Raw genomic sequence first — 26,519 nt, 5'->3', positions numbered from 1 at the left:
GTTCAGCGGGTCGGCACGGTGAGGTCGCGAGCCTCGGCGTAGCGCTCGCGGACGTGCGGGGTGGGCGCGCCCTCCACGGTCGCCCAGGGGCGCAGCGACCACTCGGGCGCCTCCGCCCCCCCGAGGAGCGTCCAGGCCGCCTGGCGGGCGGCCCCGTCGGCCACGTACTCCCCCGGTTCGGGCACCACCACGGGTCGGCCCAGCACGGCGGGGGCCAGCGCGCGCACCGCCTCCGACCGGGCCCCGCCCCCGACCAGCAGCACCCGCCCGATCTCCACCCCCTGGTCGACCAGCGCGTCGAGACCGTCGGCCAGGCCGCAGAGCAGCCCCTCCACGGCGGCGCGGGCCAGGTGCGCGGGGGTGGAGCTGCGCAGCGTCAGACCGTGCAGCGCCCCGGTGCTGTCGGGCCGGACCGGGGTCCGCTCACCCTCCAGGTAGGGCACCAGGACCAATCCGTCCGATCCCTCCGGGGCCTGCAGCGCGAGCCGGGACAGCTCCGCGTGGTCGACGCCCAGGAGACGGGCCGCCGCGTCGAGCACCCGGGCGGCGTTGAGGGTGCACACCAGCGGCAGGAAGCGCCCGGTGGCGTCGGCGAACCCGGCCACCGCCCCCGTGGGGTCGGCCGTCGGGCGCTCGCTGACGACGCTGACCACCCCCGAGGTCCCGATGGACACGACGACGTCCCCGACCCGGGCTCCGACACCCAGCGCGGCCGCCATGTTGTCGCCGGTCCCGGGGCCGAGCACGGCACCGCGGGCGTGGGGACCGGCCGCCTCCCCGGCCGCCTCTGCGGGGCCGAGGACCCGGGGCAGCTCGGGCCGGGCCCCGAAGGCGCGTTCGAGCAGGTCCGGCCGGTACTCCCCGGTCGCCGGGGAGAAGTACCCGGTCCCGCTGGCGTCGCCCCGGTCGGTGGTGAGCGGCGCCGACCCCGCCCCGGCCAGGCGCCAGGTGAGCCAGTCGTGCGGGAGGCACACCCGCCGGGTCCGGTCCCTGACCTGGGCCTCGTGCTCGGCTACCCAGCGCAGCTTGGTGATCGTGAAGGAGGCGACCAGGACGCTGCCGGCCTGCTCCGCCCAGGCGGCCGGGCCCCCGAGCTCCTCGGTCAGGTCGAGCGCGGCCCGGGCCGAGCGCCCGTCGTTCCAGAGCAGGGCGGGGCGGACGACCTCGCCGCTCTCGTCCAGGAGGACCGCGCCGTGCTGCTGCGCACCCACCGAGACGGCGTCCACGTCGTCGAGGCCGCCTGCGTCCTCGACGGCCTCGTCGAGCGCCCGCCACCAGTGCTCGGGGTCGATCTCGGTCCCGTCCGGATGGCGGGACCGCCCTTCGCGCAGCAGGTCCCCGGTCTCGGCGTCGCGCACGACGACCTTGCAGGACTGCGTCGAGGAGTCGATTCCGGCGACGGTCGGCATGGCCGTACTCAACACCACCGCCACCCGGGCGGCGCGGTCGGGCCGGGCCCGACCTGACCGGGATGCCGGAAGCCTCCTTGAACATGTACCGTTGAGGCCACGGAGAGATGACAGCTACTCCGGGGCCGCTCTGCCGCCCCGGCCGACGCGCGAGGGGGTCGACGCCATGGGGCGCGGCCGTCAGAAGGCCAAGCAGACGAAGGTCGCTCGGCAGCTGAAGTACTTCAGCCCTGAGACCGACTACAACGCGTTGCAACGCGAGCTGCACGGGCCAGACCGCTTCAACCCGTCGACGCGGCCCGCCGCGACCGACGAGTCGGAGTCGACGGAGGACGACGAGTACTACTCGCGGTACGCCGCCGAGGACGACGACGACGATTGGCCGTCGCAGCGTCGGGCTTGACCCTCCGGGTCACTCGACGTTGATGCTCTGAGCACCCGGCCGGGGGCCGGCCACTCCTCCCGACTCACCAGCCCTGGTGGGTTCCTCGGAGGAGGGCGACGCCCCCGGCCACACTCTTGCCGTTGCTGGCGCCGTCCGCGTCCTGCCGCTCCCGCACCTCGCCGCACACCCAGGCGGGGATGCCGGAGCGCTCGATCGAGGCGACGACCGCGTCGGCGCTCTCGGGCGCGACGACGGCGATCATGCCGACCCCCAGGTTCAGCGTGCGCTCGAGGTCGCCCGCGGGCACCCCACCCAGGTCACGGACGGTCGAGAAGACCGCGCCCGGGGTCCAGGTCGCCCGGTCGACGACCGCGGTCAGCGTCTCGGGCAGGCAGCGAGCCAGGTTGGCGGCCAGCCCGCCCCCGGTCACGTGGGTCATGGCGTGCACGCCGCCCACCGCGAGGGTGCCCAGCGCCGGTCGGGCGTAGACCCGGGTGGGCTCGAGCAACTCCTCGCCGAGGCTCCGGCCGAACTCCTCGACGTGGCGGTCGTAGGACCAGCCGGCGTCGGCGAAGACCCGGCGCACCAGGGAGTAGCCGTTGGAGTGCAGGCCCGAGGAGGCCATCGCCACCAGGACGTCCCCGGCGACGACCCGCTCGGCCCCGAGGAGCTCGTCCGCCTCGACCACGCCGGTGACGGCGCCGGCCACGTCGTACTCCTCGGCCCCGAGCAGCCCCGGGTGCTCGGCGGTCTCCCCGCCGACCAGGGCGACCCCGGCCTCCTCGCACGCACGGGCGATGCCGTCGACGATGGCCGCCATCCGCTCGGGCACGACCCGGCCGCAGGCGATGTAGTCGGTCATGAACAACGGCGTGGCCCCGCAGACCACGATGTCGTCGACGACCATGCCCACCAGGTCGAACCCGATGGTGTCGTGCTTGTCGACGGCCTGGGCCACCGCGACCTTGGTGCCCACCCCGTCGGTGCTGGTGGCGAGCAGCGGACGGCGGTAGTCCCGCAGCGCGGACACGTCGTACAGACCGGCGAACCCGCCGAAGCCACCGACCACCCCACCGAGCGCGGGCGCGGCGTGCGTGCGGGCCACGGAGGCCTTCATCAGCTCGACGGCCCGGTCCCCGGCGACGACGTCGACCCCGGCGTCGGCGTAGGTGGTGCTGCGGACGGGGGACGGCGAGGAACTCACGGGTGCGGTCACTTCCGGACGGGGGTGATGGGGATCTTGGGCGCTTCCAGCGCGTGCTTGCCGAGGCGTTCGAGGTCCGGCAGGGCCACCGGGTAGGTGCCGCTGAAGCACGCCGTGCACAGCCGCTCGCGCGGCTGTTCGGTCGCGGTGATCATCCCGTCCTCGGAGATGTAGCCCAGGGAGTCGGCGCCGATGCTCTTGCAGACGTCCTCGACCCCGAGCCCGGTGGCGATGAGCTCGGCCCGCGTCGCGAAGTCGATGCCGTAGAAGCAGGGCCAGGTCACGGGCGGGGAGGAGATGCGCACGTGCACCTCCGCCGCGCCGGCCTCGCGCAGCATCCGGATCAGGGCCCGCTGGGTGTTGCCGCGCACGATCGAGTCGTCGACGACGACGAGCTTCTTGCCGTGCACGACGTTCTTGAGCGGGTTCAGCTTCAGCCGGATGCCGAGCTGGCGGATGGTCTGGCTGGGCTGGATGAACGTCCGCCCGACGTAGGCGTTCTTGACCAGGCCCTGCCCGTAGGGGATGCCCGACTCCTCGGCGTAGCCGATGGCGGCCGGGGTCCCCGACTCCGGGGTGGGGATCACCAGGTCGGCCACGACGGGGTGCTCCCGGGCGAGGGCCCGGCCCATCTCGACGCGGGCCTCCTGCACGACCTTGCCGTTGATGGTCGTGTCCGGCCGGGCGAGGTAGACGTACTCGAAGACGCACCCCGTCGGCTTCGCCTCGGCGAAGCGCGAGGACCGCAACCCGTCGGCGTCGATGGCGATGAGCTCGCCCGGTTCGATCTCGCGGACCACGCTGGCCCCGACGATGTCCAGGGCGGCCGTCTCGCTGGCGACGACCCAGCCCCGGTCGAGCCGTCCGAGCACGAGCGGGCGGATCCCGTGCCGGTCGCGGGCGGCGTACAGGGTGTGCTCGTCCATGAAGACCAGGCTGAACGCGCCCTCGACGTGCGGGAGGATCTCCAGCGCCGTGGCCTCGAGCGTCCGGTCCGGGTCGCCCGCGAAGAGCGCGGTGATCAGCGCGGTGTCGGTGGTGTTGCCGCGGGCGATCTCACCGCGTCCGCCGGGACGGCCACCGGGCTCGCCCTCGGTGGCGCGGGTGCGCTCGGCCAGCAATTCGCGCAGGGCGAACGAGTTGGTGAGGTTCCCGTTGTGGGCGAGGGCGACCGTGCCGGCCGAGGTGGCCCCGAGCGTGGGCTGCGCGTTCTCCCAGGTGCTGCCCCCGGTCGTCGAGTAGCGCGTGTGGCCCACCGCCACCGAGCCCTGCAGAGACTCCAGCGCCGACTCGTCGAACACCTGCGAGACGAGCCCGGTGTCCTTGAAGACGAGGATCTGCTCACCGTTGCTCACGGCGATGCCGGCGGCCTCCTGCCCCCGGTGCTGCAGGGCGTAGAGACCGTAGAAGGTCAGCTTGGAGACTTCTTCCCCGGGAGCCCAGACCCCGAAGACGCCGCACGCGTCCTGGGGTCCCTTCTCTCCGGGCATGAGGTCGTGGTTCAGACGTCCGTCACCGCGGGCCACGTCAGAAGTGTGTCACACGCGGCGACGTCGCCCCGCCCGTCGTGATCTCGGCGCCCGGCCGATCGCCCGCCGTTCGCTGAGGACCGCGAGCAGGCCGCCCAGCAGCACGAAGAAGAACCCGAGGCTCACCAGGAGGTAGCCGAACAGGGCCTGCTGGCTGTACCCGCCGCTGGGCGGGGTGGTGAGCGCGATGCCCCCGGAGATGGCGAGCGCGATCAGGGCGCCGGTCACCATGAAGCTCCGGTAGCGCGGGGCCCGACGCCGGGTCACCTGCACGAACCCGGTGCCCTCCGGTTCGGTCGCCTCGTCCTCGGGCGGCCCGGGCTGCTCGGACTGCGCGGGTTCAGGGGTCGTGCTGCTCACGGGGACGACGGTACGTCACCGGAGGGTTCACCCGTGCGCAGCAGCGGCAGCAGGTCGGACAGGTCGGCGCGCAGCCCGCTGGCCCGGATCCGTCCCTCGTCCAGAGCGGCACCGAACCCGCGTTCCCCGACGACCACCTGCAGCCAGGTCACGCCGTCGGTCTCGACCACGGCGGGGGGCGTACCCCGGGTGTGCCGGGGCCCGGGCAGCACCTGGACGGCCCCGAACGGGGGCACCCGCACCTCGACGTGGTTGCCGGGGTGACGGGTGCTCAGCTCCTCCAGCGACCACCGCACCGCGGTCGCGAGCCGGCTGCGCTCCGGGGTCCGACCCGCGGCCAGGTCGGCGGCCGCGGCGAGCGCCGCGGCCCGTCCCGCGGCGGGGTCCGTCCGGCGCCGGGGCGGCACTACCGGGCCCGACGGTAGAAGGGCAGCGGCACGACCTCGACGGGCAGGCGCGTCCCGCGGACGTCGACCTCCAACGCGGTGCCCACCGCGGAGTGGGCCACGTCGACGTAGGCCATGGCCACGGGGTGGCCGAGCGTCGGCGACAGCGCCCCGCTGGTGACCTCGCCGACCGCCGCGCCGTCCGCCAGCACCCGGTACCCCTGCCGCGGGGCCCGACGCCCCTCGCCGCGCAGGCCGACCAGCACCTCGGCCGTCGGCGTGGCCGCGATGCGCCGCAACGCCTCCGCCCCGATCCAGGGGTCGGCCTTGTCGAGCTTGACCACCCGGCCGAGCCCGGCCTCGTAGGGCGAGCGGGCCGCCGTCAGCTCGTGGCCGTAGAGGGGCATGCCCGCCTCCAGCCGCAACGTGTCGCGGCAGGCCAGACCGGCCGGCACCCCGCCGAGGGGCTCGACGGCGGCGAGCGCCGCGTCCCAGACCGCGACCGCGTCGGCGACCGGGCAGAACAGCTCGAAGCCGTCCTCGCCCGTGTACCCGGTCCGCGCGAGCAGGACGTCCACCGGTCCGGCCCCGGTGCTCAGCCGAGCCGGGCGGCAGCGGTAGTACCCGAGCCCGTCCAGGTCCACGTCGAGCAGCGGCGCGAGCGCCGGGGCGGCCTGCGGCCCCTGCACCGCGACCAGCGCGGTGCTGCGACCGTCGTCGCGGACCGTCGCGTCGAAGCCCCGGACCCGCTCGGTGAGCAGTCCGGCGACGACGTCGGCGTTGGCCGCGTTGGCCACGACGAGGAACTCCTCGTCACCCAGCCGGTAGACGACGACGTCGTCGAGCACGAGTCCCTGCTCGTCGACGACCATCCCGTAGGCCGCCCGACCGAGCGGCAGGTCCGAGGCGCGCCCGACGAGAGCGGCGTCGAGGGCGGCACCGGCCGCCGGGCCGGTGACCGTGAGCTCGCCCATGTGCGACAGGTCGAAGACCCCGGCCGCCTCGCGGACGGCGGCGTGCTCGAGGAGCTGGGAGGAGTAGCGCAGGGGCATCGACCAGCCGGCGAAGTCGGTGAAGGCCGCGCCCAGGGCGGCGTGGACCTCGTGGAGGGGGGAGTTCTCGCTCACGGCAGCACCTTCCGGGTCGGTCGGGCCGCCTCGCGCGGCCCGGACGTCACCCCCTCTGTCACCCGGCGGCGGGTTCCAGAGCGGCCGTCCCACGGCGGTCCGTCGACCTGAGAGGTTCCGGGGCGGTTGCTCCTTCGGTGCCCCGGAGGTGGCGCTCGCGCGCCGGTCCAGGGGCTCTCCCGCCGTGGTTCGTGGCCGGGACGAGCCTGCCACATCCGACCCCTCAGCGTCCCCCGGACGGGGGCGGGGCGCTGGTGGCCCGCGTCACCAGCCGGGGGCGCAGGACCGTCTCCCGCGGCGGGCGCGGCCCGCCGTCGAGACGGTCGACCGCGGCCCGGACCGCGGCCCGGGCCTGTTCTGCGGGTTCCTGGCTGACCGAGGTCAGCTGCACGTGCCCGAGCCGGGCCCACGGGCTGTCGTCGTAGCCCACGACGGACATCTCGTCCGGGACCGCCCGGCCGCCCCGACCAAGGGCGTCGAGCACCCCCAGGGCGATGCGGTCGCTGGCGGCGACGATCCCCGTCACCGGGCCGTCGAGGAGGGTCGCACCGGCCCGTGCGCCGGCCGTCTCGGAGAACTCCCCCGCCTCGACGACCAGCGACGCCTCGGCCACCCCCGCCCGGCGGACCGCGGCCCGGAAGCTCTCGGTACGGGCGGTGCCGATGGGCCCGCGGCCGGCGGCCACGTGGGCCAGGGCGCGGTGCCCCAGCCCGACGAGGTGCTCGACGGCCAGCGCGATCCCCGCCTCGTCGGAGGTCCGGACGACGTCCAGCCCGACCCCTTCCACCGCCCGCCCGACCACGACGACGGGGACCCGGGCGGCCAGGTCGTCCAGATCGGCCGCGGGTAGTTCCGGGCCGAGCAGCAGCACGGCCTCGCACCGGGAGTCGAGGAGGGTCTCGACCGCCCGCGCCTCGGCCCGGGCCGCGGTGACCGGGCTCAGGACGAGCTCGTACCCGGCCTCGTCGGCCGCGGCCTGCACCCCTTCGGCCAGCTCCGCGTGGAAGGCGTTGCGCAGGGTCAGGGTGAGCCCCAGCAGGTTGGTGCGGCGCCGGGCCAGCAGGCTCGCCGACCGGCTGGCCCGGTAGCCCAGCTCCTCCGCGGCGCGCAGCACCCGCGCGGTGGTCTCGGCGCTCGGACCGGGGGCGCCGCGCAGGGCCAGCGAGACGGTGCCCTTGGAGATCCCCGCGTGCCGGGCGACGTCGTTGATCGTGGGGCGGCGGGCCGACGAGCCCCCGGGTCCGGATTCGGTGCTTGACACCCGACGCTCCCTCCTCGCATGCTGGTGACGCCACTTTAAACCGGTTTAAAAGCGCTCGTCCAGGGTCGGACGCCGCAGCCGGTCCACCTCCCCCCGAAGGATCCCTCATGACCTCCTCCCCCCTGGGCGTGGCCGTCATCGGCGCCGGCATGGCCGGACGTGCCCACATCGCCGGCTACCGCACCGCCTCGACGTTGGCCGGCGGCCCCTTCGGGGACGACCTGACCGAGGTCCGCCTGGTCGCCGTGGCCGACGCCCACGAGCCATTCGCGGTGGCCGCGGCCCGTCGCTACGGCTACGAACGCGCCGAGACCACCTGGCAGGCCGTGGCCGAGAACGAGGACGTGCACGCCGTCAGCGTCGTCGTCGCGAACCACCTGCACCGCGAGATCGTCGAGGGCCTGCTGGCCGCGGGCAAGCACGTCCTCTGCGAGAAACCCCTGGCCCCGAGCGTCGCCGACGCCGAGGCGATGGTGGCGGCCTCCGACGCGCACCCGGACCAGGTGGCCGCCGTCGGCTTCACCTTCCGCCGCTCCCCGGCCATCACCGCGATCCGCGAGCAGCTGACCAACGGGCATCTGGGCGCGGTCCGGCACTTCAACGGGCACTACTGGTGCGACTACGCGACGAACCCCGACGCCCCCATGAGCTGGCGCTACGAGGGGGGGCCCGGGTCCGGGGCCCTGGCCGACATCGGCAGCCACGTCATCGACCTGGGTGAGTTCCTGTGCGGGCCGCTGGAGTCGGTGCGCGGCACGGTCTTCTCGACCGTCACGACCCGCCGGCCCAAGCCCAGCGGGGTCGTGGTCGGGCACGCGCTGGCCGAGGTCACCGAGGAGTTCGGCGAGGTCGGCAACGAGGACCTCGTGACCTTCACCGCGACCTTCGCCTCGGGAGCGACGGGAACCTTCTCGGTGTCCCGCATCGCGCACGGCCTACCCAACGGCCTCGGGTTCGAGATCTTCACCGAGAACGGGGCCGCGAGCTTCGACCTGAACCGGACGGGTGAGTTCCGCATCGCCGACTCCACCGCCCCGGGCGTCGTCAACGGTTACCGCGACGTCCTCGTCGGGCCCGCCCACCCCTACGTGGCCGGTGGCCTGGCCATGGACTTCCCCTCGGTCGGCCACGGCCAGAACGACTTCTTCGTGTTCCAGTGCCGCGCCTTCCTCAACGAGGTCGCCGGCGGTGTCGGCACCCCGATCGGCGACCTCCCCGTGGTGCCGCCGCTGCGGCACGGCCTGCACAACCTGCGGGTGATCGACGCGGTGACCCGCGCCGCCGCCGGATCCGTCGAGACCGTCCCCGCCGACTGACCTCCCCGAGAACCCCCGCACGAGAACCGGAGCCCCGTCATGAAACTCGGCGTCTACAACGCGATCCTGCACGACCGGTCCCTGCCCGAGGCCCTCGAGGTGATCTCCGGCCTCGGCCTGCAGGGCATCGAACTGAACAGCGGCGGTTTCCTCCCCGCGACCCACATCCCGACCTTCGACGACATCCTCGTCAGCGACACCGCCCGCGACGACTTCCTCGGCCTGTTCGAGGGCACGGGCGTCGAGATCGCCGGGTTGAACTGCAACGGCAACCCCCTGCACCCGAACCCGGTCGTCGGCGAGAAGCACGCCGAGGACGTCCGCCGTTCCGTCCGCCTGGCCCACCGGCTCGGGCAGCACCGGGTCGTGACCATGTCCGGCCTTCCCGGTGGGGAACCCGGTGCGACGCGGCCGAACTGGGTCGTCAACGCGTGGAACTCGGCGGCGCTCGACGTCCTCGACCACCAGTGGGAGGTGGCCACGCCGTTCTGGACGGAGCTGGACGCGCTCGGGCGGGAGCTCGACGTGAAGATCGCCCTCGAGCTGCACCCGCAGAACCTCGTGTTCAACCCGGCGGGCATGCGGGAACTCGTCGAGCGCACCGGGTCCACCCACCTCGGCGTCGAACTGGACGCCTCGCACCTGTTCTGGCAGCAGATGGACCCGGTGGCCGTCGTCCGCGACCTCGGCCCCCTGGTGCTGCACGCCGCGGCCAAGGACGTGCGGGTCAACCCCGCCGCCGCGATCTACGGCGTCCTGGACAACCGGTTCCGCCGCCTCGACCCGAGCGAGGACCGCACGAACCTGGGTGGGGACGAGTGGGTCAACGAGTGGCCCAAGGACTCGGCCTGGGACTTCGTGGCCCTGGGCCGCGGCCACGACACCGCCTTCTGGGCCGAGTTCCTGCGGGCGCTGGCCGAGGTCGACCCGGACATGCTGGTGAACATCGAGCACGAGGACGTCTCGCTCGGTCGGGTCGAGGGCCTCGAGGTGGCCGCCGGCGTGCTGCGCGCCGCCGCGCGCGACGCCGGCGTCTGAGTCGATCCGGGCGGGGGGTGCCACCCCACCCCTTGCCCCTCCCCCACCGCGCCCCCCACCCCTCCCGTGATCAAGGAATTCCACCCGGGAATTCCTTGATCACGGGAGGGTTGGGTCGGGCGGGTCCGCCCAGCTCCTCGGCCTCGGTTCCCCTCTCCGAGGCGCGGGGGTCCACCTCACCGGTGCGGCGCCAGCCAGTGCAGCCATCGCCCGTGCGGGTCGGTGAAGGCCACCGGCCGGCCGTCGAGGGCGAGGAGGAAACCGCCCACGGGCGCGGTCATGCCGGGATCGAGCCGGTCCCGGACCCGTGGCAGCACCCGGAAACCCTCGTTCGACACCCACCGCACCCCGAGCTCGTGGACCAGCCCGGTGAAGCGGTCCCGGTCGTCCGGTTCCAGGTACGCCAGGACGGCGCTGTGGAACACCACCACCGTGGCGGTGGGCGCCTCCCGCCGGGCTCGCGCCACCAGCTCCGGCAACGCTGCGAGCAGATCGCCGGCGACCACCGGCGACGGCTCCTCGGCGACGAGTCGCGCCGCGGCGAGCAGACGTCGCCGGCGGTCCGCGTGCTCCGGCCAGACGAGGGACAGCAACCACCGGAGGTCGTCGGGGTCGGAAGGATCGAGTGGGTTCAGGTCCACGCCGGCCCGCCACACCACGTCGGGCAGGCGGTCCGGGAGCGGCGGGCGGGCGACGTGGGCGTGCCGGACCTGGCAGGCCAGGGTGACCGGGCCGGAACCCAGCCGCACCGTCGGTGACAGGTCGTAGACGTAGGAGTAGCGGTCCGGGTAGAGGCAGAGACCGGCGGAGGCACCCACCTCCAGCAGCGCGAGCGGACCCGGGATCGCGGCCAGGACGGGGAGCAGGGGCGCGCACCGACCCGCTTCGTTGGTCTGGGTGGTGCGGGTCCGCAGGATCTGCGAGACCGACTCCCACTCCCGCTCCACGAAGGCGAGGAACGCGCGGGGGTCGTCGACCGGCCCGCCCAGGTGACGGACGGCACCGAACAGCAGGTTGGGCTGCCGCGCCGGTGCGGCGACCTCCTCGAGGCGCCGCCGGAGCGGTTCGTCGTCCGCGACCGCGACGGCCAACCGTTCGTAGGTGGGTGAGGAACCCGCCGCCTGCTCCGCGCCGAAACGCCGGTAGAGCTCCTGCGTGTCCGTCCCGGGTCGTCGACGACCCCCACGATCCACGTCACTAGTGTGCGGGTGTGGTCGACATCCTCGTCGCCGGGGCCGGGATCGGCGGCACGACCGTCGCCAGGCTCCTGGCCCGGGCCGGGCACCGGGTGACCCTCCTCGAGCGGGCCTCCGGCGGGGGCGCCCCCGGGGCCGGGCTCGTCCTCACCGACACGTCGTTGCGGACGCTCGCCGCGGCGGGGGTCGACGTCCGGCCGGCGGCCCGCGCCCTGCCCGTCCTGCAGCTGACCGGCCCCGACGGGCGCGGTCGCGGTGGCGTCCGTGGACGGTCCGCGCTCACGCGTCCGGACCTCGCGGCCCACCTGACCGAGGGCCTCGACGGTCTGGTCGACGTCCGGCTCGGCGAAGCCCTGACCGGACTGCACCCCGAGGGCTCCGGGGTCGTCTGCGTCTCCGGTCCGGAGGGGGCCCGGCGCGAGCACCGGGTCGACCTGGTCGTCGGGGCCGACGGTCTGCGCTCGACCGTCCGGAGGACCGTCGACCCGACCGTCCCCCTGCGGTCCGCCGGGCAGGTGTGCTGGCGCGGGATCGTCCACCACGAGTTCGGGGACCGGGCCAGCGAACTCTGGACGGGCCGCGACCGCGTCGGGATCGTGCCGCTGACGGCCGGACGCAGCTACGTCTTCGTGGTCCGACCGGTCGACCCGGGACCGCCGGACCTGAGCCCGGTGCCCGGGGTACCCGGCCGGGAGGCGGCCGCCGTCCGTGCGCTGCAGGCGCTCCCCCCGGCGGAGCTGCTGCGGCACGACCTGCTCGAGCTTGACCGACCGGTCTGGGGAACGGGACGGGTCCTGCTCCTGGGGGACGCCGCGCACGCCATGACCCCGAACACCGGGCTGGGTGCGGCCTTCGCGATCGAGGACGCCGTGGCCCTCGTCCGGTCGCTCGCGGACGGTCTCGACGGCGTGACCCGCCGGTACCGCTCCGCCCGGCATCGCCGCGTGCGGACGGTCCAGCTCGTCTCCCGGGCCGCCGGGCGCCTCGCCCACAGCCCCCACCCCGCCGCCCGTCGCGTCCGCCGGTCCCTCGGGCTGCAGGTACCGGGGCGCTGACCGGCCCACCCCGGGAACGCGCGGCGCCCCGCCCTCCGGTCGGAGGACGGGGCGCCGTCGTGCAGGGGACCTACGGTCAGCGGGTGCCCTTCGCGGCGTACTCGGACACCGCGTCGATGTTGGTGGAGTCGATGAACGCCGGACCAGTGTTGACGGCCTGGCCACCACCGATGGTGTTGGCGTTGGTCAGGTACAGCCACGCCGAGTCGATGGCCTCGTAACCCTGCAGGTAGGGCTGCTGGTCGATCGCCCACTCGACCTTCTTGTCCTTGATGGCCTGGACGAGCTCGCCCGAGGTGTCGAAGGTGGCGATCTTGGCGCTGCTGCCCGCGGTGTCCTTGGCCTGCACGGCGATCAGGCCGAACTGGGCGCCCAGGGTCATCACGTGGTCGATGGAGGGGTCCTCCTGCAGCTTGGCCGTGATGGTGGTCTCGCTGGCCGAGGAGTCCGTGCCGTTGATGTAGATGCGCTCGACGGTGCCGGCGGAGCCGAGGCCCTTGGTCACGCCGTCGCAGCGCGCCTCGAGCTGGCTCTGACCCTGGGCCTGGATGACGCAGAGGACCTTCTTGGCGCCGTCCTCGGCCAGACGCTCACCCGCGGCGGTCCCGGCGATGGTCTCGTCCTGACCGAAGTAGCCGATCATGCCGAGGTCCTTCCAGGTCCCGTACCCGGCGTTGAGGCCGATGATCGGGATGCCCGCGGCGGTGGCGTTGGCCAGCGCGCCCTGGATCGCGTCGGCGTTCGGCGCGGTCACGGCGATGGCGTCGACCTTGGCGTCGACCGCGTTCTGGATGAGCGTCGCCTGCTGGGTGGCGTCGTCGTTGTTGGTGTACTGCAGGTCGATGTTGTCCTTGTCCGCCGCGGCCTGGGCACCCTTGCGGATGATGTCCCAGAACGTGTCGCCGGCGGCGGCGTGGGTGATGAGGGCGACCTTGTACTCGGGGGTGCTGACGCCACCACCGGTGTTGCCTCCGTCGCCACCGGTGTCCTCGGCCCCACCGGTGCTGCTGCAGCCGGCGATGCCGAGGGCGAGAACGCCGAACAGAGCGGCCGTGACCCGGACGCGTCCGCGGTTCTTGAACATTGCGTGTCCCATCCTCTTCGACAGGTGCTGCCCACGACGGGCAGCGACTCTGGGTCGGCCGGGTCCTACCGGCCCTGCTTCCGCGATCCCCCGGGAGGGGGTGCGGTCGTTCGTGGTGGGGCCGGCCCGTTCAGGCGGGCCGGGCCCCGAGTGCGATCTCGACGCGTTCCCCGGTCTGCTGGGCCCGGACCCCGGCCGCGCACACGGCCGCGGCCGCGTACCCGTCCCAGACCCCGGGACCGTCGATCGTGCCGGCGCGCACGGCGTCCACCCACCGCTGCACCTGCACGTCGTAGGCCGACTCGAACCGCTCCTTGAAGTCGGCCGGGATGCGCCCGCCCCACCCTGCGGTCGTCTGCGTGACCATCCCGACCCCGAGACCGGTCCTCGCGGTGCCGCGCTCGGCGACGAGTTCCGTGCGGACCTCGTAGCCGATCGTGGTGTTCACGAAGATCTCGACGTCGACCAGGATCCCGCTCTCGGTCTCCAGGATGACGAACTGCGGATCGAGCAGGCCCTCCGGTGCGGCCGAGGTGGACCGCGGGGCGAGCACCCGGACGGCGACGATCTCCTCGCCGGTCAGGTAACGCACGATGTCCACCTCGTGCACGACCGAGTCCAGCACGAGCATCGCCGAGTTGAAGTTCGGCGGGGTGCTCGCGTTGCGGTGGACGCAGTGCAGGAACAGTGGCCGGCCCAGCTCCGCCGAGGCGATGAGTCCGCGCAGCTGCACGTACTCGGCGTCGAACCGACGCATGAACCCGACCTGCACCAGCTGCCGGCCCAGCGCCGCCTCGGCCTCGACGATGCGCCGCGAGCTCTCCGGTGACGTCGTCAGCGGCTTCTCGCAGAGCACCGGCTTGCCGGCCGCCAACGCGGCGAGCACCAGTTCCTCGTGGGTGAACCCCGGGGTGGCGATGACGAGGGCGTCGACCTCGGGGTCGGCCACGGCCGCCATCGGGTCGTGGATCGCCCGGACGCCGAACTCGGCGGCCACCGCGTCCGTCCGCGCCGCGTCCACGTCGCTGACGGCGACGAGCTCGGCCCGGTTGATGACCGAGGCCAGTCGACGGGCGTGGTCCTGCCCCATCATCCCGACCCCGAGCACCGCGACCCGCAGCGCGGGAGCGGCGGAGGAACTGGTGCTCATCCGGTCACTTGTCCTGCGCGGCGAGGACGGCGGCCGGTTCCGGCGTCTCCTGGATGTTGTTCAGCTCGTGGCTCAGGGCCTCGAGCTCCGCACCGCCCGCCATCTCGTTGGTGAGCCGGTCGAGGGTGATGTCGGCCCGGGTGGAGTCCAGGGAGACGTTGCCGCGGTTGAGGATCGTGAAGTGGTTGCCGACGAGGTAGGCGTGGTGCGGGTTGTGGGTGATGAAGATGACCCCGAGGCCCGCGTCGCGCGCCTTGGCGACGTACTTCAGCACCACGCCCGACTGCTTGACCCCGAGCGCCGCGGTCGGCTCGTCGAGGATGAGCACCTTGGCCCCGAAGTAGATTGCCCGGGCGATCGCGATGCACTGCCGCTGCCCACCGGAGAGCGCACCCACCGGACGGTCCAGGTCGGGGACCGAGATCCCCATCTTGGCGAGCTCCTCGCCGGTGATCTCCATCATCCGCTTGACGTCGAGCCGCTTGAACGGACCGAACCCGCGGGTGATCTCCTGGCCCAGGAAGAAGTTGCGCCAGATGGACATCAGCGGGACGAGCGCGAGGTCCTGGTACACCGTGGCGATCCCGCGGGCCAGCGACTCGCGCGGGGAGCTGAAGTGCACCTCCTCGCCGTTGACCGTGAAGGTCCCGTCGGAGTGCGAGTGCAACCCGGCGATGATCTTGATCAGCGTCGACTTGCCGGCGCCGTTGTCCCCCAGGACGCAGGTGATCTCGCCCTGGCGCACCGACAGCGTCACCCCGCGCAGGGCGTGGACGTTGCCGTAGCGCTTGCCCACGTCGTCCAGGCGCAGGATCTCCTGGTTCGGGGTGGTGGAGTTCGTCGTTCCGAGCATGCCCATGTCGACCATGTCATTCACCTCTTCGCAGCCTGGTTCTTGACGACAAGGTTCACGACGGTGGCGATGACGAGCATCGCGCCCAGGAACAGCAGGTTCCAGTCCGCGTTCCACCCGGCGTAGACGATGCCGTTGGTGACGACGCCGTAGATGAGGGCGCCGATCGCGGCCCCGATCGCCGAGCCGTACCCACCGGTCATCAGGCAGCCGCCGACGACCGCGGCGACGATGTAGAGCAGCTCGTTGCCGACCCCGTTGCCCGACTGGACGTTGGCGAAGGCGAAGAGGTTGTGCATCCCCAGCAGCCAGGCGGTGAACCCGACGCCCATGAAGAGGCCGATCTTGGTCCATTTCACCGGCACACCGACGGCGCGGGCCGCGGCCGGGTCGCCGCCGGAGGCGAAGATCCAGTTGCCGACCCGGGTCCGCAGCAGGATCCAGGTCGCCAGGATCACCAGGACCAGCCAGAAGATGATCGGGACGCGGACCCCGTTGCCGATCGGCAGCACGAAGTTGAAGAACGCCCGGGCCGAGTCGTACCCGGCCATGTCCGAGATGGGCGGGGAGGAGACGCCACCCGAGAGGACCTTGGTGACGCCGAGGTTCAGACCGGTCAGCATGAAGAACGTGCCCAGGGTGATGATGAAGCTGGGCAACCCGGTGCGGGAGAACAGCCACCCGTTGAAGAAGCCGACCGCGAGGGCCAGCGCCAGGGCCAGCAGGACACCCACCCAGATGTTCAGGTGGAGCTGGTAGGCGGTCGTCGCCGCGGTCAGCGAGGCGGTGGTGACCGCGACACCTGCGGAGAGGTCGAACTCGCCGCCGATCATCAGCAGCGCGACGCTCACCGCCATGATCCCGATGGTCGAGCTGGAGTAGAGGGTGGTCAGCAGGCTGGAGCTGCCCCGCATGACCGGAGCCACGCTGAGGAACAGCACGAACAGCGCGATCGCCCCGATGAGCGAGCCGATCTCCGGGCGGGACAGGATCACCGACAGGATGGGGCGGGTGGTGACACGGTCGTCGGCACTGGTGGCCGCGGTCCCCGCGTGGGTCGTCGCCGGCGGTTTCCCGCTGGGCGTGGCGGACGGCGTCTGCACACTCACAGGGCCACCGCCGGGAACGTCGGGCGAATCGTCATCGACTCGATCCTTTCTCATGGGTCCGGGCTCGCCGGGACCCTGCCAGAAGGCCGGTTCTGATCCTCCGGGCCGATCGGGTTCGGGGGTGGGCGGGTGGGACCCGACCGCTCCCCGGCGCCGCAGCCGGGTGTTGCGAACAGCCTGCCTCGTGACCCGGACCACGTCAAGCAATTGTCTGGACATACTCACCTCTTCGACCCCTCAGAACCGGCCGGGTGAGGCAGAAGCCCAGGTCAGAGCGTCGGCCGTTACATGATTGTTAGTTCACGAGGTGCTCCCCAGACGCCGAAGCACCCGCCCGGACGAGCCGGACGGGTGCGTCGGAGGACTGCTTCGGGGACGGTCCCTGACGTCAGACGAGGGGTCGCTGACGGGACTTGTGCTGCTCGTAGGTGGTCCGCGCACTCGTGGTGGACTCCACGTGCGACACCTCCGACACCGGCACGTCCCACCAGCCGCCCCCGTCGGGCGCCTCGGAGTAGAGGTCGGTCTCCACGTGCACCACCGTGGAGTCCGGGGCGGCCTTGGCCTCCTGCAGCGCGGCCACGAGCTCCTTCCGGGTCTCCACCCGGACCACGCGCACACCGAGGCTGGCGGCGTTGGCGGCCAGGTCCACCGGGAGCTTGTCGCCGTCCAGACGGCCCGACTCCGCGTTGCGGTGGCGGTAGCGCGTGCCCAGTCGCTGCGAGCCCAGCGACTCCGACAGGGCCCCGATGGAGGCGAACCCGTGGTTCTGCAGGAGCACCACGATGATCTTGACGTCCTCCTGGACCGCGGTGACCAGTTCGGTCGGCATCATCAGGTAGGACCCGTCGCCGATGGTCACGAAGACGTCCCGGTCGGGGGCGGCCATCTTGATGCCGATGCCCCCGGGGATCTCGTAGCCCATGCAGGAGTAGCCGTACTCGACGTGGTAACCCTTCGGGTCCCGGGTCCGCCACATGCAGTGCAGGTCGCCCGGCAGCGACCCGGCGGCGCAGACCACGACGTCGCGGGCGTCCGCGACCTCGTCGACGGCTCCCAGCACCTCGGCCTGGGCCAGCAACCCGGTCTGCTCGCCGATTCCGGAGTTGTAGAACTTCTCGACCACGGCGTCCCACTCGCGGTTCAGCCGGGCCGCCCGGTCGCGGTACTCCTGGGGCATCGAGAAGCCCTGCAGGGCAGCGGTCAACGCCGCCAACGCCTCGCGGGCATCGGCCTGCACGGGGACACCGGCGTGCTTGACGGCGTCGAGCGAGGCCACGTTGATGTTGACGAACCGGACGTCGGGGTTCTGGAACGCGGTGCGCGAGGCGGTCGTGAAGTCGGAGTAGCGCGTGCCGATCCCGATGACGACGTCCGCCTCGGCGGCGATCACGTTGGCCGCGGTCGTCCCGGTGGACCCGATCGCCCCCAGGCAGAGCGGGTGGTCGTAGGGCAGCGTCCCCTTGCCGGCCTGGGACTGGCCCACGGGGATGCCGGTGGCCTCGACGAACTCCTTGAGCGCCGCGTCGGCGCGGGAGTAGGTGACCCCGCCGCCGGCCACGACCAGGGGCGTCTTCGCCGAACGGATGAGTTCCACGGCCTCGGCGATCGCGGCCCTCTCCGGCACCGGTCGCGCGATGCGCCAGGTGCGCTCGGCGAACAGCTCCACCGGGAAGTCGAAGGCCTCGGCCTGCACGTCCTGGGGCAGGGCGATGGTCGCCGCCCCCGTCTGGGCCGGGTCGGTGAGGACCCGCATCGCCCCCAGCAGCGCCGACGGCAGCTGCTCGGCCCGCCACACCCGGTCGAAGAACCGCGACAGCGGACGGAAGGCGTCGTTCACCGACACGTCGTAGCCGTAGTCCTGCTCCAGCTCCTGCAGCACCGGGGAGGAGACCCGGGTGGCGAAGATGTCGCTCGGCAGCAGCAGCACCGGGATGCGGTTGATCGTGGCCAGGGCCGCACCGGTGAGCATGTTGGAGGAACCCGGGCCCACGGACGCCGTGACGGCCAGGGTCTGCAACCGGTCGGCCTGCCGCGCGTACCCGACCGCGGTGTGCACCATGGCCTGCTCGTTGCGACCGGTGATGTAGGGCAGCGCGGCCGGCGGGGTCCACCCGTCGCCCACCTCGGCCCCGAGCTCCGCCTCCAGGAGCGCCTGACCGATTCCGGCCACGTTCCCGTGGCCGAAGATGCCGAGGACACCGCCGAAGAACGGCTGCCGTTCCCCGTCGCGCTCGCTGAACTGCGCCGAGAGGAACCGGACGACGGCCTGCGAGACCGTCAGCCGGACGGTCCGCTGGGCGGGGTTGGGGATGGCACTCATGCGATCGGCTCCGATCGGGTCAGACCGTGGACGGCGGTTCTCAGGCGGTGGGCTCGGGGGCGGAGTAGAAGGGCAGGCGCGGGTCGACGGACTGCTCCTCCCAGGTGCTGCGGACCCACCCGTGGGCGGGGTCGTCGCAGATCTTCCAGGCCCGCTCCGCCTCGGGGCCGGCCATGACGTTGAGGTAGTACATGTCGTAGGCCGGCGAGGCGATCGAGGGGCCGTGCCATCCGTGCGGGATCAGGATCGCGTCCCCGGAGGAGACCTCCTCCAGGACGTCGATCGGGCGCTCCTGCTCCCCGTAGACCCGCTGGTACCCGACGCCGCCCGGGACGAGGGGGGTGCCCTCGGGCGCCCGGGCCCGGAACTCGAAGTAGTAGACCTCTTCGAGGTCCGACTCGACCTCGCTGGTGCGGTCGTGGCGGTGCGGCGGGTAGCTCGACCAGTTCCCGCCGGGGGTGATGACCTCGCAGGCGATGAGCTTGTCGGTCTCGAAGGCGGCCGGGGTCGCGAAGTTGTTCACCTGGCGGCTGCACTGCCCCGCCCCGCGCAGCTCCACCGGGACCCCGGCGGCCGGCCCGTAGCGGAACGGCAGTCGCCGGGTGGCCCGCGCCGCCGGGAAGGAGAGCGTGGCCCCCTCGCGGCTGCGGACGGTCAGGGTCGAGTCACGACCCACGTAGGCGAAGTCGCTGACCCCGTCGAACACCGAGGTCCGCCCGGTCAGGGCGAACGTCTCACCCTCGACCTCGACCTCGGCCGCCCCCTGCAGGGGCAGCACGATCAGCTCGTCCTCCCCCGTCGCGAAGGTGTGCGAGCCGCCGGCCGGAAGGGTCAGGACGCGCAGCGACGAGAACCCCCACCCCGCCGACTCCGGGGTCACCACCAGGTCGAAACCCTCCCCGGCGGCGCTGCCGGCCGGGACGTACAACTGTTCCGCCACGGCGGATCTCCTCATGGGTCGACGGTGCAGCAGGTGGTTCAGCGGACGAGGGACACCGCGGTGCGCACGGCCCCGGCCACGTCGTCGTCCGGCGGGTAGAGCAGCGTACGACCCACGACGAGGCCGCGGACCGCGGGCAGGGCCAGGGCCTTGCTCCACGTCGCGAACGTCTCCTCGGGCGAGGTGGTCGGGTCGCCACCGAGCAGCAGCGTCGGCAGCGTGGTCGACTCCATGACCCGCTCCATGTCGTCCACCACCGGGATCTTCAGCCAGGTGTAGGCCGTGGTCCGACCGAGCGCCTGGGCCACGTTGATCGACTTGATGACGCCCTCGGGGCTGAGGTCGTGGCTGACCCGGCCGTCGCGGCCGCGCGAGGACCAGAACGGTTCGATCATCGCCATGAGGCGGCGCTCGGCCAGTTCGCTGATGGCGTCGGCCGACGCGGTGAGCGTCGGCAGGGTCCCGTCGTCGTCCAGCGCGATGCGCGTCAGGAACTTCCCGCCGTCGAGGTGGGACTCGGCGATGGAGCGCGCGTCGTAACCGGTGAACCGGTCGTCGAGCTCGAAGCTCGCGCCCTGCAGCCCACCGCGGTTCATCGACCCGATCACGACCTTGTCGTCGAGCGCGCCGAGGAGGGCCAGGTCCTCGATGATGTCGGCGCTGCCCAGCAGCCCGTCCACGCCGGGGACGGCCAGGGCGGTCTGCAGACGGTCCAGCAGCTCGACCCGACTGGCCATCGCCATGGGGCGGTTGCCCACCCCGTTCGCCCCGCGGGCCGGGTGGTCGGCGGCCACGAGCATGAGGCGGCCGTCCTGGCCGAGCAGCTCGCGGCGGCGACGGGCCCCGAGGGCCTCGGCGACGAGTTCGGGCCGACGGGCCCGGATCTCGGAGACGGCGGCGTAGTCCGCCGCCGGCAGGGACGTCTCAACCACGGGACGCGACCTCCTCGAGCAGGGCCTCGACCTCGTCGGTCGTCGGCATGGCGGTGGAGCACTCGCGGCGGGTGGCGACGATCGCCCCGGCCGCGTTGGCGAAACGGAGGATGGTCTCCAGGTCCCAGCCGGACAGCAGCCCGTGGCAGAGGGCGCCACCGAAACCGTCCCCGGCGCCCAGGCCGTTGATGACCGAGACGGGCGTGGGCGGGACCTCGACCACGGTGTCGCGGGTCATCCCCAGGACGCCCTTGGGCCCCTGCTTGACGATCGCGATCTCGACGCCGGCGTCGAGCAGCGCCTCGGCGGCCCGGCGGGGTTCGGTCTCGCCGACGGCGATCTCGCACTCCTCCTTGTTGCCGACGGCGACGGTCACCTGGGGCAGCACGCGGCGCACCTCGGCGGTCGCGGTGGCCGGGTCCGACCAGAACATCGGCCGGTAGTCGAGGTCGAGGACCGTGAGCGGGCGGCGGGCCCGGGCCTCGAGCGCCGTGTGGTGGGCGCTGCGGCTGGGTTCCTCGGACAGCCCGGTGACGGTGGACCAGAACACCCCGGCGTCGCGGATGGCGTCCAGGTCCAGCTCGTCGGCCCGGATCTGCAGGTCCGGCGCGGAGGGCAACCGGTAGAAGAGCAGCGGGAAGTGGTCCGGCGGGTACATCTCGCAGAAGGCGAGGGGGGTGTTGAGGCCCTCGACGCCGCTCACGAACTCGTCCGAGACGTTGAACTCCTTGAGCGCCTTGTGCACGAAGGTGCCGAAGGCGTCGTTGCCCGTCCGGGTGATCACGGCCGACGAGCGCCCGTGCCGGGCGGCGGCGACGGCGACGTTGGTCGCGCTCCCCCCGAGGTACTTGCCGAAGGTCTCGACGTCTTCGAGACCGACGTTGTCCTGCAACGGGTACAGGTCGACACCGACCCTGCCCATCGTCACCACGTCGAACGCGGCTCGGGTATCCACGAAAGTCCTCCTGGGTCGTCGCGACCGGGCACGGGGTCCCGGCCGCGTCGGCGCGGAACGTGGTCGAGACTGCCCCCGATCCGGGCGTGTGTCAAGAGTATGTCAGGACAAATAGCCATACTGACGTGAGCACGTCGAGTGGGTACGATGAGGGCTCGGCACCGCACCGTCGCGACGCCACCCCCTGAGAATCCGGAGCCTCTCGTGAGCGACCTCTTCGTGGATCTGGACCGCTCCAGCCCCGTGCCCCTGTACTTCCAGGTCGCCCGGCAGATCGAGGTCGCCATCGAGGAGGGCAAGCTACCCCCGGGCTCGCGCCTGGACAACGAGATCCACCTGGCCGACCGCCTGGGCCTGTCCCGCCCGACCATGCGCCGCGCCATCCAGTCCCTGGTCGACAAGGGGTTGCTGGTGCGCAAGCGCGGCGTCGGGACGCAGGTCGTGCACGGCCAGGTGACCCGGCCCGTCGAGCTGACCAGCCTGCACGACGACCTCTCCAGCCACGGCCAGGCCCCGACCACGCGCGTCCTGCAGCACGAGGTCCTCAGCGCCAGCGACGAGGTCGCGGCCGTGCTGGCCCTCTCGGCGGGCGCCCGCGTGCTGCACGTGCGCCGGTTGCGCTACTCCCAGGACGAGCCGCTGGCCATCATGGAGAACTGGCTGCCGGAACCCTTCGTGGACATCACCGCCGAGCAGCTGGAGGAGCGCGGGCTCTACCAGATGCTCCGCTCGCGGGGGGTCGGGATGCGGGTGGCCCGCCAGCGCATCGGCGCCCGGCGCGGCACCGCCGAGGAGTGCACCCTGCTGGGTGAACGGCGGGCCTCCCCCCTGCTGACCGCCGAGCGCACCACCCACGACGACTCGGGCCGGGTCGTCGAGTTCGGCCGGCACGTCTACCGGGCCAGCCACTACGCCTTCGAGGTCACCCTCGTCGATCGCTGAGCGGCTCCGCCGCGCAGCCCTGCCCTCCCCATCGGAACCGGACACCCGAGGAACGACCCATGACCCTGCCCAGCCCCACCCCGCTGCGCTTCGCCCTGCTCGGCACCGGCCGGATCGGCCAGGTCCACGCGGCGAGCGTCGCCGCCTCGCCCGACGCCGTCCTGCAGGTGGCGTGCGACACCTTCGTCGAGGGTGCCGAACGGACCGTCGGCGTCTACGGCGGGCGGGCCACCTCCGACCCGTTGGCCGCCATCGCCGCCGACGACGTGGACGCGGTCATCGTCGCCTCCCCGACCCCCACCCACGTCGACCTCATCGAGGCGTGCGTCGAGGCCGGCGTCCCGGTGCTCTGCGAGAAGCCGATCGACCTCGACATCACGCGCGTCGACGCGGTGCGCGACAAGGTCCGGGCCTCCTCCACCCCGGTCGTCCTGGGTTTCAACCGCCGTTTCGACCCGCACTTCGCCGCGCTGCGCGCCCGGGTGCGGGCCGGTGAGATCGGTCGCCTGGAGCACCTGGCCATCACCAGCCGCGACCCCGAGCCCGCCCCCGGTGAGTACATCGCCGTGTCCGGCGGCATCTTCCGGGACATGACCATCCACGACTTCGACATGGCCCGGGCCTTCCTGCCCGACATCGTCGAGGTCACCGCGGTCGGGTTCTCGCAGTTCTCCGACGTCATCAAGAGCCACGGCGACTACGACGCGGCGGTCGTGACCATGCGCGCGGCCGGCGGCGAGTCGGTCGTCATCACCAACTCCCGGCACAGCGCCTACGGTTACGACCAGCGGCTGGAGGCCTTCGGACCCGACGGTCTGCTCCAGGTGGACAACGTCGCCGACGACATCGTCCGTGCCTCGACCCAGACCCTGGCCAGCGCCGGGTCGCCGTTCCAGCGGTTCTTCCTCGAGCGCTACAAGGCCGCGTACTCGCTGGAACTGGCCGCCTTCGTCGCCACCGTCCGCGGCGAGGACGCGGGTTCCCCGGACTTCGAGGACGGACGCGCCGCGCTGCTGCTGGCCGATGCCGCGACCCGCTCGGCGGCCGAGGGTCGTGCGATCGCGGTCGACCTGTCCTGAGGGACCCCCGGACGTGACCGGCGTCGTGGTCGTCCCGGCCACCCCGCTCCAGGGCGAGGTGGTGGGACGGCTGCTGCGCCGGTTCGACGACGAGTTCGACACCCCGGGCCCGACGGCCGCGGAGTTCGGCCGTCGGTTCGGTGTCCTGCTGGAGCGGGACGACGTGCTCGTCCTGCTGGCCACCGGACCGGCCGATCCTCAAGGTCCGGACGGCCGCGACGACCCGCACGGTTTCGCGTTCCTGACCTTCCGGCCCACGCCCTACTCCGACGGGCCGATCGCCCAGCTGGAGGAACTGTGGGTGGCCCCGGACCGGCGCGGGGCCGGTTCCGGTTCCGCGCTGCTGGTCCGGGCCGTCGAGGAGTTGCGCCGACGGGGTGGGCCGGAGATGCAGATCAACGTCGACGAGGTCGACGTGGACGCCCGACGCTTCTACGAGAGGCACGGTTTCGTGAACGTCGAGGCCGGACGGACCGACCGGATGCTCTGCTACGTCGGGGAGTTCTGAACCCCGCCCGGACCGGCGACCGCCACGGCCCCCTCGCGGCGCGGGTCGGCGGCCGCACCGATCCTCCCGTCGGGACCGCGGCGCGCCGCGGCGACGCCGCCGAAGAACATCGAGTGCGGGGCGTGCCGCCGGACCGGCAGACCGTCGGCGTCCTCGGGAGCCAGGCTCACGTCGGCCTCCGCCTCCAGGAACTGCGGGGTTCCGTCCTCGGTGCAGGTCACGTGCACCCGGGGGCGGCCGATCGCGGCGTCGAGGTCGGCCCCGGACCCCAGGGCCAGCAACGTCTGGAAGACCGCCGTGGCGATCCGGTCGGCGCCCGGGCTGCCGATCGCCAGGACGGTCCCGTCCGCGCGCCGCCCGACCGTCGGGGTCATGTTCGAGACCAGGCGTTCCCCCGGGGCGAGCGCGTGCACCCCGCGCCGGTTCAGTTCCCGCTCGCCCAGGCAGTTGTTCAACCAGATCCCGGTGCCGGGCACGGCGAGTCCGCAGCCGTAGCCGCTGGAGGCGGTGACCGCGCAGGCCGTCCCGTCGCTGTCCACCGCCGACACGTGAACGGTCGAGGGCGAGGTGTGCAGCCACTCCGGGCCGTGCGCGGCGATGTCGTCGATGAGGGCCTGCGCGGCCGCGGTCCGGTCCCGGGCGAGGTCCAGCTCGGGGATCCGCCGGGCCAGGACGGCCCGTTCGACCGCGACGAGGTCCCGGTCGTCCCAGCCGGCGTCCCGGTCCACCCCGTCGGCCAGCAGCAGCATCGCCGCGAGCATGGTCCCGCCCACCGAGGGCGGGGGGTTCGTCGCCCACTCCCACCCCCCGGTGCGGATGCGCAGGGCGGGCCGGAGGACCGGCGTGTACGCGCTCAGGTCCTCCAGGGTCAGGATCCCGCCGCCGGCCCGCAGCCCCTCGACCAGCCGGACGGCCACCTCCCCCTCGTGCAGGACCCGGGACCCCTCCCGGGCCACCTCGTCCAGGAAGTCCCCCAGCTCCGGCAGGCGCAGCCGGTCGCCGGCGGCCGCCGGCCCGTCCTCCCCCGTGAGGACCGCGCGGACCGCCGGGTCGCGCTCGAAGATCGACTCCCGGGCGTGCCCGAGGTAGTAGTCGGCCGCCCGCCCGAAGGTGAACCCCTCGCGGGCGATGCGGGCCGCGGGGCGCAGGACGGACGCGAACGGGAGCCGCCCGAAGCGGTGCGAGGCGAGCTCCAGGGCCCGCAGCGTCCCCGGGGTCGCGACCGAACCGGGGCCGACCTCGGTGCGGGTGTCCCCGTAACCGGGCAGGTGCACGGGATCGAGACCGTGCCCGAACGCCTCGGGCGGCAGGCCGAGCCCCGGCATGGCCACGGAGCCGTCGACGGTGACGGGCTCGATGCCCGGGCCGGTCACGGTGACGAACGCGCCACCGCCCAGGGAGGCGATGCCGGGCTCGCTGACCAGCGCGGCCACGATGGCGGCGAGAGCGCAGTCGACGGCGTTGCCGCCCGCCTCGGCCAGCTCCTCGCCGGCCTCCGCGCTCGCGAGGTTCGGCCCGGCCACGGCGCACCCCGGCGCGACGAGGGGGACGTCCTCACCGGCGAGGGTCCGCACGACGGTCATGCGCGCCATGGTGGCACCGATGACGCGCGAGCACTCAGTCCGAGGTCGCGGCGAGGTGGGAGAACGCGGCCCGCACCTCGCTGGTGATGCGACCCATCGCCGCCTCCGCTCCCGCGGGGTCGCCCGCGGCGATGGCCCGGGCCACGGCCTCGTGGGCGTCCAACGCCTCGGGCACGGGCTGCGGCGGCATGAGTCCCAACCCGGTGCGCCCGGCGAGCACGGCGGCGACGGCGTCGGTGAGCGCGGCGAACATCTCGTTCCCCGAGGCCCGGAGCAGGCGGTCGTGGAACTCCTGGTCGAGGGCCAGGAACTCGTGCAGCCGCCCCGCCTCCCCCAGCGCGCGCATCTCCTGCGCGAGGGGGACGAAGGACGCGCGCACCTCCTCGCTCGCGCGGCGGGCGGCCCACCCCGCCGCGAACGGCTCGACCGCGGCCCGGAGCTCGGTCAACGACCGCAGCTGGGCCGCCCGACCGGGTCCGAGGAGCCGCCAGGTGATCACCGTGGGGTCGAGCACGTCCCAGTCCTGCACCGGCCGCACCAGGATGCCGACCCGGCGCTTGGAACTCACCAGACCCATCGCCTCGAGGGCTCGGACCACCTCGCGGGCAACGGTTCTGGACACCCCGAACCGCTCCTGCAGCGATTCCAGGGTCAACGCCGAACCGGGCGGGACGACACCGTCGACGATCTCCCGACCGAGCACCTCGGCGACGCCCGTGTGCAGCACGGGCGCGGGTTCGAGGTTCATCCCGCCGAGGCTACCGGCCCACCCGGGGCCGCCTCCGGACGGCAAAG

General features: G+C 73.1%; 25 protein-coding genes and 1 riboswitch. Of the genes, 7 read left to right on the top strand and 18 right to left on the bottom strand.

What is annotated here, in order from left to right; all coding sequences use genetic code 11:
• Positions 1-2: 2 nt before the first annotated feature.
• Positions 3-1,409 (bottom strand): xylulokinase, encoded by a 1,407-nt coding sequence (gene xylB / locus ACFFKU_RS03695; protein ID WP_380135757.1) that lies wholly within the window; start codon positions 1,407-1,409, stop codon positions 3-5.
• A gap of 166 nt (positions 1,410-1,575) precedes the next feature.
• Between xylB and ACFFKU_RS03690 the strand changes: the two genes are divergently transcribed.
• Positions 1,576-1,812 carry a DUF3073 domain-containing protein gene (locus tag ACFFKU_RS03690; RefSeq protein ID WP_380135756.1) on the top strand — a complete coding sequence of 79 codons (237 nt, stop codon included), beginning with the start codon at positions 1,576-1,578 and terminating at the stop codon, positions 1,810-1,812.
• A 64-nt stretch (positions 1,813-1,876) separates the two neighbouring features.
• On the opposite strand, the gene purM is transcribed toward ACFFKU_RS03690, so the two are convergent.
• The 6 genes from purM to ACFFKU_RS03660 all read right to left on the bottom strand — a co-directional run bounded on the left by purM (position 1,877) and on the right by ACFFKU_RS03660 (position 7,661).
• Positions 1,877-2,998 carry a phosphoribosylformylglycinamidine cyclo-ligase gene (gene purM, locus ACFFKU_RS03685; RefSeq protein WP_380135754.1) on the bottom strand — a complete coding sequence of 374 codons (1,122 nt, stop codon included), beginning with the start codon at positions 2,996-2,998 and terminating at the stop codon, positions 1,877-1,879.
• Between the two features lie 8 nt (positions 2,999-3,006).
• Positions 3,007-4,488, bottom strand: coding sequence for an amidophosphoribosyltransferase (gene purF, locus ACFFKU_RS03680; protein ID WP_380136114.1), 1,482 nt, complete (start codon positions 4,486-4,488; stop codon positions 3,007-3,009).
• A gap of 48 nt (positions 4,489-4,536) precedes the next feature.
• Positions 4,537-4,887, bottom strand: coding sequence for a hypothetical protein (locus ACFFKU_RS03675; protein ID WP_380135752.1), 351 nt, complete (start codon positions 4,885-4,887; stop codon positions 4,537-4,539).
• Positions 4,884-5,294 (bottom strand): sterol carrier family protein, encoded by a 411-nt coding sequence (locus ACFFKU_RS03670; protein ID WP_380135750.1) that lies wholly within the window; start codon positions 5,292-5,294, stop codon positions 4,884-4,886. Before ACFFKU_RS03670 ends, ACFFKU_RS03675 begins: the two co-directional genes overlap by 4 nt.
• The gene (gcvT, locus tag ACFFKU_RS03665; protein ID WP_380135749.1) at positions 5,294-6,400 is read right to left on the bottom strand and encodes a glycine cleavage system aminomethyltransferase GcvT; all 1,107 of its coding nucleotides are present in this window, start codon (positions 6,398-6,400) and stop codon (positions 5,294-5,296) included. The genes ACFFKU_RS03670 and gcvT overlap by 1 nt, the downstream gene beginning before the upstream one ends.
• A gap of 85 nt (positions 6,401-6,485) precedes the next feature.
• Positions 6,486-6,592, bottom strand: a riboswitch (glycine riboswitch).
• 31 nt (positions 6,593-6,623) lie between these two features.
• Positions 6,624-7,661, bottom strand: a complete 1,038-nt coding sequence (locus ACFFKU_RS03660) for a LacI family DNA-binding transcriptional regulator (protein WP_380135747.1) — start codon at positions 7,659-7,661, stop codon at positions 6,624-6,626.
• Between the two features lie 107 nt (positions 7,662-7,768).
• Here ACFFKU_RS03660 and ACFFKU_RS03655 point away from each other — a divergent pair, with 107 nt between their 5' ends.
• Together ACFFKU_RS03655 and ACFFKU_RS03650 are read left to right on the top strand one after the other, a co-directional pair.
• The gene (locus ACFFKU_RS03655) at positions 7,769-8,977 is read left to right on the top strand and encodes a Gfo/Idh/MocA family protein (RefSeq protein ID WP_380135744.1); all 1,209 of its coding nucleotides are present in this window, start codon (positions 7,769-7,771) and stop codon (positions 8,975-8,977) included.
• Between the two features lie 39 nt (positions 8,978-9,016).
• On the top strand, positions 9,017-10,015 hold the full coding sequence (locus ACFFKU_RS03650) for a sugar phosphate isomerase/epimerase family protein (protein WP_380135742.1): 999 nt from the start codon (positions 9,017-9,019) through the stop codon (positions 10,013-10,015).
• A 176-nt stretch (positions 10,016-10,191) separates the two neighbouring features.
• Here the strand turns inward: ACFFKU_RS03650 and ACFFKU_RS03645 are convergent, their stop codons facing one another.
• On the bottom strand, positions 10,192-11,208 hold the full coding sequence (locus ACFFKU_RS03645) for a DUF2332 domain-containing protein (protein ID WP_380135740.1): 1,017 nt from the start codon (positions 11,206-11,208) through the stop codon (positions 10,192-10,194).
• Between the two features lie 17 nt (positions 11,209-11,225).
• On the opposite strand from ACFFKU_RS03645, the gene ACFFKU_RS03640 reads away from it, so the two are divergent.
• Positions 11,226-12,266 (top strand): FAD-dependent monooxygenase, encoded by a 1,041-nt coding sequence (locus tag ACFFKU_RS03640; protein WP_380135738.1) that lies wholly within the window; start codon positions 11,226-11,228, stop codon positions 12,264-12,266.
• A 76-nt stretch (positions 12,267-12,342) separates the two neighbouring features.
• Here the strand turns inward: ACFFKU_RS03640 and ACFFKU_RS03635 are convergent, their stop codons facing one another.
• The 8 genes from ACFFKU_RS03635 to iolC form a co-directional block, all read right to left on the bottom strand.
• Positions 12,343-13,350 carry a substrate-binding domain-containing protein gene (locus ACFFKU_RS03635; RefSeq protein ID WP_380135735.1) on the bottom strand — a complete coding sequence of 336 codons (1,008 nt, stop codon included), beginning with the start codon at positions 13,348-13,350 and terminating at the stop codon, positions 12,343-12,345.
• Positions 13,351-13,480: 130 nt separating this feature from the next.
• On the bottom strand, positions 13,481-14,500 hold the full coding sequence (locus ACFFKU_RS03630; protein WP_380135733.1) for a Gfo/Idh/MocA family protein: 1,020 nt from the start codon (positions 14,498-14,500) through the stop codon (positions 13,481-13,483).
• Positions 14,501-14,504: 4 nt separating this feature from the next.
• Positions 14,505-15,359 carry an ATP-binding cassette domain-containing protein gene (locus ACFFKU_RS03625; RefSeq protein WP_380136113.1) on the bottom strand — a complete coding sequence of 285 codons (855 nt, stop codon included), beginning with the start codon at positions 15,357-15,359 and terminating at the stop codon, positions 14,505-14,507.
• Between the two features lie 14 nt (positions 15,360-15,373).
• Positions 15,374-16,357 carry an ABC transporter permease gene (locus ACFFKU_RS03620; RefSeq protein ID WP_380136112.1) on the bottom strand — a complete coding sequence of 328 codons (984 nt, stop codon included), beginning with the start codon at positions 16,355-16,357 and terminating at the stop codon, positions 15,374-15,376.
• A gap of 493 nt (positions 16,358-16,850) precedes the next feature.
• Positions 16,851-18,785 (bottom strand): 3D-(3,5/4)-trihydroxycyclohexane-1,2-dione acylhydrolase (decyclizing), encoded by a 1,935-nt coding sequence (gene iolD, locus ACFFKU_RS03615; protein WP_380135730.1) that lies wholly within the window; start codon positions 18,783-18,785, stop codon positions 16,851-16,853.
• Positions 18,786-18,825: 40 nt separating this feature from the next.
• Positions 18,826-19,725 carry a 5-deoxy-glucuronate isomerase gene (iolB, locus tag ACFFKU_RS03610; protein ID WP_380135727.1) on the bottom strand — a complete coding sequence of 300 codons (900 nt, stop codon included), beginning with the start codon at positions 19,723-19,725 and terminating at the stop codon, positions 18,826-18,828.
• A 38-nt stretch (positions 19,726-19,763) separates the two neighbouring features.
• Positions 19,764-20,657 (bottom strand): Cgl0159 family (beta/alpha)8-fold protein, encoded by an 894-nt coding sequence (locus tag ACFFKU_RS03605; RefSeq protein WP_380135725.1) that lies wholly within the window; start codon positions 20,655-20,657, stop codon positions 19,764-19,766.
• Positions 20,650-21,579, bottom strand: coding sequence for a 5-dehydro-2-deoxygluconokinase (gene iolC / locus ACFFKU_RS03600; protein ID WP_380136111.1), 930 nt, complete (start codon positions 21,577-21,579; stop codon positions 20,650-20,652). The genes ACFFKU_RS03605 and iolC overlap by 8 nt, the downstream gene beginning before the upstream one ends.
• Before the next feature lie 237 nt (positions 21,580-21,816).
• Here iolC and ACFFKU_RS03595 point away from each other — a divergent pair, with 237 nt between their 5' ends.
• From ACFFKU_RS03595 to ACFFKU_RS03585, 3 genes are read left to right on the top strand one after another with little or no spacing between them, the layout of a single operon-like run.
• The gene (locus tag ACFFKU_RS03595; protein ID WP_380135722.1) at positions 21,817-22,554 is read left to right on the top strand and encodes a GntR family transcriptional regulator; all 738 of its coding nucleotides are present in this window, start codon (positions 21,817-21,819) and stop codon (positions 22,552-22,554) included.
• Between the two features lie 59 nt (positions 22,555-22,613).
• Positions 22,614-23,633 carry a Gfo/Idh/MocA family protein gene (locus ACFFKU_RS03590; RefSeq protein ID WP_380135719.1) on the top strand — a complete coding sequence of 340 codons (1,020 nt, stop codon included), beginning with the start codon at positions 22,614-22,616 and terminating at the stop codon, positions 23,631-23,633.
• Between the two features lie 13 nt (positions 23,634-23,646).
• Positions 23,647-24,141 carry a GNAT family N-acetyltransferase gene (locus ACFFKU_RS03585; RefSeq protein WP_380135717.1) on the top strand — a complete coding sequence of 165 codons (495 nt, stop codon included), beginning with the start codon at positions 23,647-23,649 and terminating at the stop codon, positions 24,139-24,141.
• On the opposite strand, the gene ACFFKU_RS03580 is transcribed toward ACFFKU_RS03585, so the two are convergent.
• Together ACFFKU_RS03580 and ACFFKU_RS03575 are read right to left on the bottom strand one after the other, a co-directional pair.
• The gene (locus ACFFKU_RS03580) at positions 24,123-25,724 is read right to left on the bottom strand and encodes a gamma-glutamyltransferase (protein WP_380135714.1); all 1,602 of its coding nucleotides are present in this window, start codon (positions 25,722-25,724) and stop codon (positions 24,123-24,125) included. The two genes, ACFFKU_RS03585 and ACFFKU_RS03580, sit on opposite strands and share 19 nt — an antisense overlap.
• 34 nt (positions 25,725-25,758) lie before the next feature.
• On the bottom strand, positions 25,759-26,472 hold the full coding sequence (locus tag ACFFKU_RS03575; protein ID WP_380135711.1) for a FadR/GntR family transcriptional regulator: 714 nt from the start codon (positions 26,470-26,472) through the stop codon (positions 25,759-25,761).
• Positions 26,473-26,519 lie beyond the last annotated feature (47 nt).

The organism is Kineococcus gynurae, from assembly GCF_042433995.1.
Lineage (GTDB): Bacteria > Actinomycetota > Actinomycetes > Actinomycetales > Kineococcaceae > Kineococcus > Kineococcus gynurae.
Note: the sequence above shows the minus strand (reverse complement) of the source record. Positions and strands in the feature narration are given on the sequence as shown.

Excerpts from the sequence above, each read along its gene's own strand:
- ACFFKU_RS03625 (WP_380136113.1), bottom strand. The coding sequence starts at position 15,359 with ATGGGCATGCTCGGAACGACGAACTCCACCACCCCGAACCAGGAGATC.
- ACFFKU_RS03650 (WP_380135742.1), top strand. The coding sequence starts at position 9,017 with ATGAAACTCGGCGTCTACAACGCGATCCTGCACGACCGGTCCCTGCCC.
- iolD (WP_380135730.1), bottom strand. The coding sequence starts at position 18,785 with ATGAGTGCCATCCCCAACCCCGCCCAGCGGACCGTCCGGCTGACGGTC.
- xylB (WP_380135757.1), bottom strand. The coding sequence starts at position 1,409 with ATGCCGACCGTCGCCGGAATCGACTCCTCGACGCAGTCCTGCAAGGTC.
- ACFFKU_RS03690 (WP_380135756.1), top strand. The coding sequence starts at position 1,576 with ATGGGGCGCGGCCGTCAGAAGGCCAAGCAGACGAAGGTCGCTCGGCAG.
- ACFFKU_RS03580 (WP_380135714.1), bottom strand. The coding sequence starts at position 25,724 with ATGACCGTCGTGCGGACCCTCGCCGGTGAGGACGTCCCCCTCGTCGCG.
- ACFFKU_RS03655 (WP_380135744.1), top strand. The coding sequence starts at position 7,769 with ATGACCTCCTCCCCCCTGGGCGTGGCCGTCATCGGCGCCGGCATGGCC.
- purF (WP_380136114.1), bottom strand. The coding sequence starts at position 4,488 with ATGCCCGGAGAGAAGGGACCCCAGGACGCGTGCGGCGTCTTCGGGGTC.
- iolC (WP_380136111.1), bottom strand. The coding sequence starts at position 21,579 with ATGGGCAGGGTCGGTGTCGACCTGTACCCGTTGCAGGACAACGTCGGT.
- ACFFKU_RS03590 (WP_380135719.1), top strand. The coding sequence starts at position 22,614 with ATGACCCTGCCCAGCCCCACCCCGCTGCGCTTCGCCCTGCTCGGCACC.
- ACFFKU_RS03630 (WP_380135733.1), bottom strand. The coding sequence starts at position 14,500 with ATGAGCACCAGTTCCTCCGCCGCTCCCGCGCTGCGGGTCGCGGTGCTC.
- ACFFKU_RS03575 (WP_380135711.1), bottom strand. The coding sequence starts at position 26,472 with ATGAACCTCGAACCCGCGCCCGTGCTGCACACGGGCGTCGCCGAGGTG.
- ACFFKU_RS03635 (WP_380135735.1), bottom strand. The coding sequence starts at position 13,350 with ATGTTCAAGAACCGCGGACGCGTCCGGGTCACGGCCGCTCTGTTCGGC.